General features: G+C 58.0%; 10 protein-coding genes. 8 read left to right on the top strand and 2 right to left on the bottom strand.

Features of this window, described 5'->3' with window-relative positions; genetic code table 11:
• Window positions 1–128: 128 nt before the first annotated feature.
• The 7 genes from PHF15_RS12715 to PHF15_RS12685 all read left to right on the top strand — a co-directional run bounded on the left by PHF15_RS12715 (window position 129) and on the right by PHF15_RS12685 (window position 8052).
• Window positions 129–2498 carry a hypothetical protein gene (locus tag PHF15_RS12715; protein WP_300121584.1) on the top strand — a complete coding sequence of 790 codons (2370 nt, stop codon included), beginning with the start codon at window positions 129–131 and terminating at the stop codon, window positions 2496–2498.
• 185 nt (window positions 2499–2683) lie between these two features.
• Window positions 2684–3970, top strand: coding sequence for a choice-of-anchor Q domain-containing protein (locus PHF15_RS12710; RefSeq protein ID WP_300121583.1), 1287 nt, complete (start codon window positions 2684–2686; stop codon window positions 3968–3970).
• A gap of 38 nt (window positions 3971–4008) precedes the next feature.
• Window positions 4009–4647 (top strand): acetyltransferase, encoded by a 639-nt coding sequence (locus tag PHF15_RS12705; protein ID WP_300121581.1) that lies wholly within the window; start codon window positions 4009–4011, stop codon window positions 4645–4647.
• Window positions 4648–4663: 16 nt separating this feature from the next.
• Window positions 4664–5620: a formyltransferase family protein gene (locus tag PHF15_RS12700; protein ID WP_300121651.1), complete on the top strand. Its 957-nt coding sequence runs from the start codon at window positions 4664–4666 to the stop codon at window positions 5618–5620.
• Between the two features lie 10 nt (window positions 5621–5630).
• Window positions 5631–6560, top strand: coding sequence for a GNAT family N-acetyltransferase (locus PHF15_RS12695; protein ID WP_300121579.1), 930 nt, complete (start codon window positions 5631–5633; stop codon window positions 6558–6560).
• Between the two features lie 162 nt (window positions 6561–6722).
• Entirely contained in the window at window positions 6723–7409 is a 687-nt protein-coding gene (locus PHF15_RS12690) for an IPTL-CTERM sorting domain-containing protein (protein ID WP_300121577.1), read from the top strand.
• Between the two features lie 19 nt (window positions 7410–7428).
• Window positions 7429–8052 (top strand): IPTL-CTERM sorting domain-containing protein, encoded by a 624-nt coding sequence (locus PHF15_RS12685; protein ID WP_300121575.1) that lies wholly within the window; start codon window positions 7429–7431, stop codon window positions 8050–8052.
• 36 nt (window positions 8053–8088) lie between these two features.
• On the opposite strand, the gene PHF15_RS12680 is transcribed toward PHF15_RS12685, so the two are convergent.
• Window positions 8089–9012: an IPTL-CTERM sorting domain-containing protein gene (locus PHF15_RS12680; RefSeq protein WP_300121574.1), complete on the bottom strand. Its 924-nt coding sequence runs from the start codon at window positions 9010–9012 to the stop codon at window positions 8089–8091.
• 114 nt (window positions 9013–9126) lie between these two features.
• On the opposite strand from PHF15_RS12680, the gene PHF15_RS12675 reads away from it, so the two are divergent.
• Window positions 9127–9756 (top strand): IPTL-CTERM sorting domain-containing protein, encoded by a 630-nt coding sequence (locus tag PHF15_RS12675; protein ID WP_300121572.1) that lies wholly within the window; start codon window positions 9127–9129, stop codon window positions 9754–9756.
• A gap of 31 nt (window positions 9757–9787) precedes the next feature.
• On the opposite strand, the gene PHF15_RS12670 is transcribed toward PHF15_RS12675, so the two are convergent.
• Entirely contained in the window at window positions 9788–12736 is a 2949-nt protein-coding gene (locus tag PHF15_RS12670) for a M4 family metallopeptidase (protein WP_300121571.1), read from the bottom strand.
• Between the last annotated feature and the right edge of the window lie 9 nt (window positions 12737–12745).

Genomic DNA, 12745 nt, shown 5'->3' with positions numbered 1-12745 from the left:
TCAGTAAAAAAGGGCTGAATACACACAGGCATGGTTGTAATCAGATACATTGCAAACCTGAGTTAGTTGGGGAAAGTGGTGTCGCTTTTCCGGCTAGACAATTTGTTTTTAGTTCCAGGGAAATGGGTATGTTTAAAAACTGGTCAACTTTTATCGGCATGAGCCTGAGCCGGCTTGGCGCATTGCTTCTTGCCGGTGCCACCCTGCTGACGGCAGCCACAGGATTGCACGCGCAACAACCTGGCACAAGCATCGAGGGAATTTTGAACACCGTATGGGGCGACCCGCACCCAGAACTCGGTGCAGCCGGTGCAATGCTGCATACGCTGGTATTGCCAGATGGCAAGTCGGTAGCGCTGGACATGAATGGGCAAGACAACCTGGCCGTGTTTTACTTTGGCAAGCGTGTGCTTGTCTCCGGGCAGGTGGTGGCAAAGCAGATGGGATTAGCGCAGAGTCAGAGTTCAGTGACTTTGGTTGTTGACACCATCGCCCCGGTCCGGATGCAGCAAGGCCCAGGTCTGGCACCCGGCGTGTTCGGAACGAAGAAGGTCATTTACCTGTTGCTTAAATTTTCTGACGATGTGGCCGTGCCGCACCCACCGCTTTTTTTCACCAACCTCAACAATCCTGACACACCACCTGTGGGCGAGGCGAGTCCCGCGACCATCAACGGGTTTTTCAAAAAAACTTCCTGGGACCAGTTCTCATGGATTGGTGATGTTGGTGGGCTGGGTGGCGTAGGCGCAGCGGGCGGCTGGCTGACACTGCCGCATCCCAAAAGCTACTACGCGCCCTGTGGCTGGAGCAGCGCCTGTGCAAATCTGCAAGCCATAAGCGATGATGGCACAGCGCTTGGACGGGCGCAGGGCATTGACTTCAAAAATTACGACAACATCAATTTTGTGTTGAGCAATGACCTTGATTGCTGCGCCTGGGGCGGGGGCTACTACAGTTCGGTCGATGCCAAGGTTTATGGTGCCACCTGGGAACCCCCGTGGGGTCAGGAAACCGGAACCTATGCCCACGAAATGGGCCATAGCCTGGGCTTGCCGCACTCTGGCTGGGTCTATCACGCCTATGACAGCCCGTGGGACATGATGAGCAACCGGGTGGCCGCCCAGTACGCCCTGTGTGGCTCGTATGTGTCCAAAAATTCGGGCTCTTCAAATGACCTGTATTGCAGCGAGCCGGGCGACGGTTACATCACTGCGCACAAGGACTATTTGGGCTGGATCCCGGTTGACAATCAAATCGTCACCACTACCAGCGACAGCACGACCGTGACTCTGGAGGCCGGGGCGTTGCCGCTCAGCACCCTGCCCAAGATCATGAAGATTTGCATCACCGGGTCGCCGTGCAGCGGCGCAAGTGCGCATTACTTTACTGTCGAAGCGCGAGTGAAAGGTTTAGGAATACCTTCCCAATATGACAATGGTCTTCCCAATGAAGGCATCATCATCCACGAATTCAAGGGCGACCGGCCTGCCATCAGCGGCACCTGTTTTTTCAATTCCCAGTCCGGTTGGGCCGTGCCCATTGATTCAACTCCGAACGATTACGACTCGGTCAATTGCAACCAGGGCGGCCGCAACTATCCCGACTTCGCCCTCTATAACGCCCAGTGGAGTCCGGGCCAGACCTACACCAACAGCAGTTACGGATTCAGCGTTTCAGTGCTCAGCCGCGCCGGATCGACGTTTGAGGTGGCTCTTGTCGGCACCACGGTGGATACCCGCCTCTCCAACATCTCCACCCGTGGCCGCGTGCAAACCGGCGACAGCGTGATGATCGGCGGCTTCATCATCGACGGGGCAACAGCCAAAAAAGTTCTGATCCGCGCCCGCGGGCCGTCGCTGTCGGCCTATGGCGTGCCCGGCGTGCTGGCCAATCCGAAAGTTGACCTGTATTCGGGCCCAACCGTGATCGCCAGCAACGACAACTGGGGCAGCGCGACCAATGCGGCTGACATCACGGCCACCGGGCTGGCGCCGACCAATTCACTCGAGTCGGCCATCCTGACCACCCTGAGCCCGGGCGCCTACACGGCCATCGTCAGCGGTGTCGGCAACACCTCGGGCGTTGGCATTGTGGAAGTGCTGGAGATGGACAACCCGGCGGCGCCGCTGATCAACATCTCCACCCGGGGCCAGGTGCAGACCGGCGACAACGTGATGATCGGCGGCTTCATCATCGATGGGGCCAACCCCCAAACGGTGCTGATCCGGGCGCGTGGCCCGTCGCTGTCGGACTACGGCGTGCCGGGCGTGCTGGCCGACCCGACGATGGAGGTGTATTCGGGCCAGAGCGTGATTGCCAGCAATGACAACTGGGGCACTGCGACCAATGCGGCTGACATCACGGCCACCGGCCTGGCGCCCACCAATGCAATGGAATCGGCCATTCTGACCACGCTGGACCCAGGGGCCTACACGGTGATTGTGCGGGGCTTCAACAACACCACCGGGGTCGGCATTGTGGAGGTGCTGGCGCAGTAGGGCTGCATGGATGGCGTCAGTATCCTGACACAGGATCAAACCTGGTCTTGTGTAACTCGTTGAAATCGAATAGGATTTCCCGCGCCATGTGGCAACGAAAAACACCAGGGGAATTCATGAAATTATTATCATTTGCGCGACCGGTCACTTCAATGTCCGCCAGGCTTGTGCTTGCGTGTGCCGTCATGGTGGCTAGTCCTCTTTCGCTTTATGCGGCCACATGGCCGTCGCTCGGGTGCGCTGGCACGCTGCAAGCCTGCATCGACGCCGCCGCCGTCGGCGAGGTGGTCGAAGTTGCCACCGACGGCCCGATCAACGAGAGCCCACAAATCAACGACAAGAGCTTGACGCTGCGCGCTGCTCCCGGATTCGTCCCGGTCTTCGCTTCGCCGAACAGTATCATCGTCGTCGGTGGTGACGTGTCGGCAACCAACGTGGTCGAGGGCATGACCATTGCCAATGGCCGTCTCATGGGGATTCAGGGCGGCTCCGGGACGTTCGATGTCACCTTTCGCAGCAACGTCATCCTCGACACTTTCAGTTACGGCACGGCCATTGAAATTTACAGCGGCAATGCCCAGCCACCCTACGGCCCGGTCCACTTCGACGTGTCCGGCAACCAGATCACCGTGAACGGTTTCGATGTCGGTGACCAGGTGGGTGCGATCTCGGTGGGCGGTTTCGAGAGCGATGCCACCGGACGCGTGGTCGGCAACGTGATCGTCCAGACGGGAGTTTCGACCCAGAATGCGGTGATCCAGGCCGCCAACGGCGTTCACGCGCTGAGTGTCGATGTCCTTGACAACGACATTAGCGGCCAGGGCTTCAATAATGGCATCTCGATTTATCAGTTTGCGCCTGGCGGATCACTGACGGCGCGGGTCATCAACAACCTCTTGCGCGGTGGGCAGATCGATGTTGCCGGACAGCCGGGTGGCATCGGGCTTAACGTCAGCCAGGGCAGCGGAGCCTTTACCGTCGTCAACAACACCATCACCAACGGCGCCCGCGGCATCATGGTGAATGGCCGCAGCGACCTTGGCGCCACGATCACCGGTATCCTGGCGAACAACATTGTCAGTGGCCACTCCGGCACCGGTATCTCGATTGACCCCGACTTCGAGGCCACTTTCACCAATGACCACAATCTGGTATTCGACAACGGGAGCGAGTACTTCAGCGCCGGGCCGGGCACGCTGTACACCAACCCGCAGTTCATCGGTCCGAACGACTTTCACCTGCAGGTGATTTCACCGGCAAAAGACACCGGCAACAGTGCGCAAGTTCCCGTCGATATCACCGGCGATCTGGACGGACTGGCCCGTATCAAGGGACCCGCAGTGGACATGGGTGCCTACGAGAACGCGACAGCGTCGATCACGCAGGTGCCGACACTTTCGTCGTTCGGCTTGATCCTGTTGGCGTTGAGTTTGGGCGCCACCGCGCTCGCGCTGAATCGGCGCCGCCAGTAGCAGGCGCAATCATCGCTAAGCCCGTCGTTCTGTTCGGTTTGAAGACCTTTGCGACGCTGGCGCGCTCGTGCCTGGAGCGCGATGCCGGCCGAACGGTCGCGGCGTTTACAGTGGATGCGTCTTATGTATCGACGGACGCCCACGAGGGATTGCCGCTGGTGGCCTTCGACTTGCTTCCAACGCGCTTTCCGCCGGCTGGCCATGACGTCCTGATTCCCCTGGGTTTTCGGCAAATGAATGGACTGCGCATCGCGAAATGTGCCCAGGCCAAAGCGATGGGCTACACGCTGGCAAGTTATGTGTCCAGCCGGGCGATTGTCTGGCCCGAAACCGCGATCGGCGAAAACGTGCTCATCTACGAGCAAGCAAACCTGCAACCCTTCGTCACGCTTGGGCCCGATGTGACCGTGCGCGCAGGGGTAAATATCGGTCACCATAGCGTGGTCGGAGATCACTGTTTTATTGCTTCGGGCGCGGTCACGGGCGGGAAAGTGACCATTGGCGCGCGTTGCTGCATCGGACTCGGCGCAGTGATTCGTGACGGTGTCAGGATCGCAGACCGGTGCTTTATCGGTGCGGGGGCAGTGGTGGTGTCGGACACCGAACCCGACGGCGTTTATGTGGGCAACCCGGCAAAACGAATGGTAGGCAAGATCTCTCGTGACGTCACCATGTGACTCGCCGAGAGCCTTGGTGGTGTTCACCGATCCGCTGCATATCGCTTCGCGGGTTCTTTTGCCGGCACTGCTCGCTGCGCTGCGACCACGAGAAGACATTTACTGCGCCTGCATCTGCATTCCTGACCACGTCTCGACCTGGCGACAACAATGGGACTGGCATCTTGCGCGCGGCAAGCGACGCCTCCAGGTGATGCTTGCCTCCGGGCGGTGGGAGCAAAGCCTGGACCTTCGCACTTTGAACCTGTATCGATTGGCACAGCCTTCTGGCACGGCGATCATGGTCATGCCCACCGGGGACCCCAATCATGCGTCGATCCTCAGGTGCATCGATCAGTTGCCCGGCACACCGGTAGCCATCAATCTGTACTGCACCCGGCGTTTCCGCCAACCGCTTTTGGAGCGGTTCGACCGTGTTGTGAACTACCACAATGGCAGCCTGCCCGGATTCAGGGGATGGCGCGTCAGCAATTGGGCGCTTTACATGGGAGCCCCCAGCAGCGGCCTGTCTTTTCACCTGATGACCGAAGCGGTGGACGCAGGCCATATTCTTGCGACCACCCAAGTGCCTGTGCGCACCCACGATACCGCGGCAGAACTCGAATTGCGCAAGGCGCTCGCCGCACGCGCACTGCTTCCCGCGCTACTGGATTCGATCGTAGCTTGCGACGACGGTCGTGCCCAGCATGGCATCGCTTGCGAGTACAACCGCAGCGCGTACGAACTGGCTACGCGCGTTACCGACCCTTCGGCGCTTTGTCGCGAGGAGTGGGAGCGCCGGTTGCGCGCATTCCTGCGCATCCAGACGCAAATTGACGGGCGGTGGTGGCCTGTCACGGCTATTGGCGATGGCGAAAACGGCGCACCCCTGTCTTTTACAAGCGCCGACCATCAGCGGCTATCGGTCACAGGCCTGGATTTCTGGCCGGCGAGTTGGATTCATCGTATCAACCCCCGCCACAATCGCGCTTGACGCCCCCAGAATGCAAATTGATTCGCACGCCTACCTACACCCGGATTACCTCGCCACGTTTGCCAGCCAGGGCACGCCGAGACGCCTTCGCAACAGCGGAGGATGGATCATTGAGCGACGCATTCCGGGTTCCGACCGCCACGATGCGATGGGCCCCTACCCACTCTTCTGCTGTAACGACTGGCGGGGACTTGCCGCCGATATCGATGACCTCCGTGGCTCGGGACTGGTCAGCGTGGCGCTGGTCACGGACCCGTTGTCAGGTCCGATCGATGGCAAGCCATTTGCCGGTTTCGACATTGTTCGCCCGTTCAAGACGCACTATGTGGCTGACTTGACCGTGCCGCTCGACGAGGCGTTCTCAAGGCACCATCGAGCCTGCGCACGCAGGGCATCCAGAAAACTGGAATGCGATATGCCCCCTCGTCCGCTTGACCATCTGGATGAATGGGTCGGGCTATACGCGCAGCTGGTCAGACGGTACAACATCACTGGCATGAGGCGGTTTTCGGTCGAAGCATTTCGGGGGATGCTCGCACTGCCGGGGACGGTTCTGATGCGCGCGCTGCACGATGGTGTCATTGTCGGCGCGCAGATGATGCTGATTCAGGGAAATGTGGCGCATGCTCACCTTGCGGCATTCACCGAAACGGGCTATCGGCTGGGCGCCTCTTACCTGCTTGATCGCGTTGCCCTGGATACCTTCCGTGGCAAGGTTCGCTTCATCAACTGGGGCGGGGGATCGGGCCTTGCCGAAGCCGACACGAGCGGGCTGGCGCAATACAAACAAGGCTGGACGACAGATCGGCACACTGCGCACTTCCTCGGCGCGATCCTCGACCGTGAAGCCTATACCAGCCTTGCGCGTGGCGAGCAGGCGGCTTCCAGCTACTTTCCGATCTACCGGACCGGTGAGTTCGGACAGGATATGGCGGAATAGCCTTGACCAAAAAAGAAATTGCTTTTTATTGCTCTCACATTTAAACTGAAACCACAATAATGTTGTGGTTATACATTGACTCCCTCCCATCTAACACAAGGAATTGAAATGAGTGCTTTAAGGTGCCTTAAAGTGGTTCTACGGGCCAGTGCGTTTTTGCTCATGACATACACGCCGGTGTGGGCCGCGACCATTACGATCGCCCCTACTTCGTCCACTTCGGTCCATAACTGTTACCCGTTTGGAGGGGGTGCTCCGGGATGGCCGCCATTTGCCGGGTTTATATACCAAAACATTCCCGCTTTCATTCTCAAAACAGGGGATACGCTCGCGTTTGACCTGGGCGCACAAACTGTCGAAAACATTCAATTGCAAATTGACATGGCGCCGACGACCGTCAATGGGGGTGACATTCCTTCCGGAACGTTTACCACCCTTGTGACCAATACGCAAACCCCGGCCAATCCGACGGGTGACACGATCATTGGTAATTTTGAGCTCCGCTTTACTTCGCAGGCAAACTTCAATTTTCCCGGTGGTGGCTTGATCATTCGCTTCTCTAACCCATCGGCAGCGTATCAGCTCGACAACTCCTGCTCCCAGGTGTTGGTGAGTGCAGATTCCTCGGATACCAGCGGCTATTTTGTCAAGCGTTTTTACAATGATGCAGACGGATTCACCCCTTACGACTCCTCAGGCACAGACGCCATAGGCGGCTTTCAGGTGGAAGCCACCGGGACGGCTGCAGTGGCCACACCCATTCCCACCTTGTCCGAATGGGGCATGATCATTTTGTCCAGTCTGCTGGCCGCAGGCGCAATCATCACTTTGCGTCGGCAACGGCTTTAACCCAGTTCGTCTCAAAAAAATGAAAACTCTGTACCGCCTGGTTTCGATAACCTCGTTCTGGTGCGCGTCCACCTTATCCCATGCTGTTCCCGTCACACTGGATTTCAGCGCTTACCCGTCTGGCACGCCCATCGCCAGCCTGTCGATTCCCGGAGTGACTTTTGAAGTTTCGCCAGGAACTACAGCGCAGGTCAACCACAGTATCGGAAGTGGAAACGGATTTTTCATGCTTGGCAACAACACGCAAGGCAGAGTCACCATCAGAACATCCGGTGCCATGACCTCGAGTACGTTTGTTACCTATGGTTATGGGTCATGCCAAACGCCCTTGCCAGGTGACATTGTCAAGTGGTATCTTGGCCCGGACCTGATTGAAACCAACGACAATTTTGTGCAGTACTCGGGTCGGTGTAATGAGCGTCAATTCACCAGGAATTTTGCTCATGACGCCATCGTCTTCGAACCGCACTATGATGCCCAATACGGTTCTCAAGAGATGTATGTCTCCGACATCACCCTTGATTTCACCCCGCCTGTTGCGACCACTCAGGCCATTCCCACGCTGTCACAATGGGGCCAGATGGCTCTCGTTGGCTTGATGGGCTTGAGCGCACTGGTCGCCTTGGGCCGCAAAAACAGCTAAGGGTGCTGTTGCACCCTTAGCTCATATGGCTCGAAATCACATCTGGCGGCGCAGTCGCATCAGCGCAAACAGCCCGAGCAGGCCAGCCAGCAGCATGGTTCCCCATTGGGACAAGGTCGGAATTGGCTTGGCCGCCACCGGTCCGGCGTTGACCCATTGGCTGCCAATCAGTGCGGCCATGAACGCTCTGGAGTCGTCTGTATAGGATGCCTCGTTATCTTGCCAGTCTGCTTCGAGCAGATACAGCATGCCAGCAGTCCCCTGGGGTCGGATGGCAAACATCACGGCACCGTCCAGTGCGCCACCCAATGCGGTCACGGCGGATTCTCCGGCAACCAGGGTATCCAGCCTATACCCGCAACTTGCTTCATTGATGGGTGTTTCCGCAATATTGTTGGCCACCCAGAAAGGATGCGCCGGGTTGAGTTTGACCTGCGGCATCGCATTGTCCTGGCAGTTTCCATACCAGGCACCTTGTGGGTAGGCGGTGCCATAAATTTCGTTGTAAACGGTATGAGATATTGAGAATTCCGTGATGATCTTGCCGCCACCATTGAGATAGGCAAGCCAGGCGGCGCCATTGCCGCCGATAGTGCCGGAGCGGGAAACCAGCATCGCCCTGGTGCTCCCAGTCGGTGCGCATCCAGTCACTTCGGTGTAAGGGCCGGCAGCGCCATACAGGTTGGCACCGGTTCGGCTCGTGTTACCGCAAAACATGATTTCAGTGAGCTGGGCGCTGGCGGGAGCAGACATCAGCATCAGCACGGCAGCAGCCATGGCGGCGCTCAAGCGCATGACAAGAGTTCGGGATAGGGCGTACATTTTTTCTTTCTTCATGAGGACATTGGGGATGATATTTGGGTGATATTCAATATCAGCCAGCATTTTGCCCACAAAAATTGGCGCTATCGCAATATCATTTCCGCTAATTCCAGAATACTCTGCTCGACTGTTGCGCATTCGCCGCAATCATGGTTTTGTAGTCGCAAACTGTTACAAATTACCTGCCAGAGCGTATACTTTTATCGCTCCAACGGTCACTGTCGTAACCTGTCAAGTTCAAGAAGGCAAACTATGAAATTAAAACTTTTGGCATCAGCCCTGTTTTATATGCTCGTTTCCAGCAGCCATGCTGCAATTTATGCTGAAACAGGAGATGCAGGGCAAACGCTTGGCACCGCCCAGTCGGTTGCAGCGAACACGACACAAATCAACGGCACACTTGGAGTAGCAGGAGATGTTGATTTATACAAACTGGTATTTGCCGCCAATGCTACAGTGACCTTTTATGCGCCAGCGACAAACATAGACAGCAACCTGATCCTGTTCGATGCTGCAGGCCATGGACTTTGGGGTGATGACGACGGCGGTGGCGGTCTTGACAGCCAGATTGTCTTTAACGTGACTCCGGGCACGTACTACCTGGCATTTGGCGACAACAATATCGATGCAAGAGATTCATCAAACATCGTTTTTTGCGCGAATGATGACGGTGATTGCACTGATGACCCGATCAGTGTGCTGGATCACTTCGGTTCTGACAGTGAAGGAGCAACAGGCCCCTACACGATCACCCTTTCGTCACCGGCAGGAGGCGCATCAACTCCGCAAGCCATTCCTACCCTGAGTGAGTGGGGAATGATCTTGCTGGCCGGTTTGCTGGCCTTTGGCACGGCGCTGGGGTTGCGCCGCCAGCGCCGATGAATGTGACTTGTTTCGCGCCGAAATCACCAAGCTACTGCGCCAGCACCTCCACAATGCCGACCCCGGTGGTGTTGTTGAAGCCCCGCACAATCACCGTGTAGGCCCCTGGGTCCAGGGTGGTCAGGATGGCCGATTCCATTGCATTGGTGGGCGCCAGGCCGGTGGCGGTGATGTCAGCCGCATTGGTCGCAGTGCCCCAGTTGTCATTGCTGGCAATCACGCTCTGGCCCGAATACACCTCCATCGTCGGGTCGGCCAGCACGCCCGGCACGCCGTAGTCCGACAGCGACGGGCCACGCGCCCGGATCAGCACCGTTTGGGGGTTGGCCCCATCGATGATGAAGCCGCCGATCATCACGTTGTCGCCGGTCTGCACCTGGCCCCGGGTGGAGATGTTGATCAGCGGCGCCGCCGGGTTGTCCATCTCCAGCACTTCCACAATGCCAACGCCCGAGGTGTTGCCGACACCGCTGACGATGGCCGTGTAGGCGCCCGGGCTCAGGGTGGTCAGGATGGCCGACTCGAGTGAATTGGTCGGCGCCAGCCCGGTGGCCGTGATGTCAGCCGCATTGGTCGCGCTGCCCCAGTTGTCGTTGCTGGCAATCACGGTTGGGCCCGAATACAGGTCAACTTTCGGATTGGCCAGCACGCCGGGCACGCCATAGGCCGACAGGGACGGACCGCGGGCGCGGATCAGAACTTTTTTGGCTGTTGCCCCGTCGATGATGAAGCCGCCGATCATCACGCTGTCGCCGGTTTGCACCTGGCCGCGGGTGGAGATGTTGGAGAGGCGGGGAGTGTCCGGGTTGACATCCGCGGCACACACGTGGATTTTGACGTCGTCAACGATCCATCCCAATAAATTGGCGCCTGAATCGGTGCCGACTCGCCAGCGAAAGCGCACGTTTTGCCCTGCGAGGGTGGCAAGGTTGTAGCGGCTTGACACATAGCCATGGCTTGCGCCAACAAACGCGGAACGACCTTGTAACGGGTTGCCGACAGCAAGCACGCCGCCATAATTCTGGCCTTCGGTGTATAAACTGCCCGCATCGATCCAACTGGCGCCACCGTTGCTGCTGTATTCCAGCACGCCACCGTCATAGAATTTTGTAGTGCCCTTTTCAAAACCGAACGCGTGGTTGAACCACAGGTGGGCGTTGGCAGGCAGCGTCACGCTGCTGGCCATGGCGGCTCTAAGGTCAGAACTGGTCGTCGGATCAAATCCGTAGAGCGAGTAAATACCGGTGGAGGCATACCCGGTCGTTCTGCTCCAGTCGTCTGTTCCCGCGGCGTGGGTAAATAACCAATTGCTGGTTCCGCCTTCAAACCCGTCGGCAAATAGGGTGCTGCTGACACTTTGGCCAGCCGGACACAGCACGGCGGCAGGCATGAAGCCGGCGCTTGGTGATGCGTTCATTTCAACAGCAAGGGTGGCGCGCTGCACTGCCAGACAATCAGCCGCGCCAATGCCTGCGCTGCCAATCAAGTCCTGGCAGGCTTGATAGAGTGCGTGATGAAGGTCAAGATAATCCGATCCGGACGTCAGCAGCGAAGTCTGCGCCCGGTAGTAAATTTGTGCCGTCTTCACCAAGCCAATCGCACTGACGGTTTGGCCATTGAAAGTGCCGCCGTCCACCATCAGGTAGGCTGCCTTGTTGTTGACGCCGCTGTTGGTGTGGACGCCCCCTTGGTCCAAAGAGCCTGTGTAGTAGTTGGCGCTGGTCATGCGGTCGGGGTCGCCATAAAGCGTTGGGTTGGACATGCTGCGCAAGGCGCCAATGCTCAAGTCTTCGCCCATCAGCCATTTTGTGGCCGGGACGACCGTCCCGGTCGGGTCGTTTTGTTGCACCAGTTCGCCAAAAACGTCAGACAGTGATTCATTGATGGCGCCGGCCTGGTAGTAGTAAAAAAGATTGGATTCCTTTTCGGTCACGCCGTGGGTCAATTCGTGCGCCACCACATCTTCCCCGGTTGCGAATCCTGCCCCGTACGACATCTTGACGCCATTCCAGTAGGCATTCTGGTAAGGACATGACTCTCCCACCGGGCAAATGCGCACCAAAGAGACCAAGGTCATGCCCAGACCGTCAATGCTGTCGCGACCGAGCGTTGCCGAATAAAAATCGTAGGTGGCGCCAGCAAAACGATGGGCATAGACGGCATCGGCGACACCGCCGGAACAGGTCGGATTTGATTCGTTGCAGACCAGCGTGCCCGGGTCGGCGGCGGTGTTGTTGGCGTCATAGGTCAGCCGGTTCTTGGCGTGCGGCACCTGGTTGAAGTGAAGGGTGATCGCGCCGTTGACGGCGTTGACGGCCACGAACTCCCGAATCGGCAAATCGCCTTTGGTCGTGACATCAAGCCGCCAAACCAGCGCCACCGGCGCAGCCAGTGGGGATATCAGCCTGGAGTCATAAATCGACAAAGTTGGCACCGGCACCAGAAACTCATCGGCGGCAATCGAGTACCACTTGACCATGGCCTCGCGGGCAATGGCCATCGCCTGCTGCGATGTAATGACCGGCGTGGTGGCGATCTGAAGTTGTGGTGATACTCTGCCGTTGATGGAGCTTAACTGGCGCTGCGCTGTCTGGTTGACGATCAGCTCACCGCCAATGACCGGGATGCCCTGGAAATTTTGCTGGTAGCGTGTCACTGACCTGCCGTCTTTGGCATCACGGTGTTTGATGACGGTTGTTTCGCTGGAAACATCGCGCAGACCAAAGAGTTCAGCGTAATCAGACAAGTGCTGTGTAGCCGCCATCTGTGCTGGCATCTGCAGGCGCGCAGCGTCAATTTGTTGACGGACTGCCAGAGGGGCATCAAAACCGACAAAGCGGACAACACCGGTCTGACTGTTGGCAACAACGCGTGCGCCAGAGTCACGAAGTTGCGCTTCTGAAACAGCCGCCAGCGCTGCCCCAAGCTGAAAAAAGAGGGCGCCCGACAGCGCAATTTTGGTCCAAAAAGATAATTTCATTGTCATTTC

The organism is Rhodoferax sp., from assembly GCF_028689295.1.
GTDB lineage: Bacteria > Pseudomonadota > Gammaproteobacteria > Burkholderiales > Burkholderiaceae_C > Rhodoferax.
Note: the sequence above shows the minus strand (reverse complement) of the source record. Positions and strands in the feature narration are given on the sequence as shown.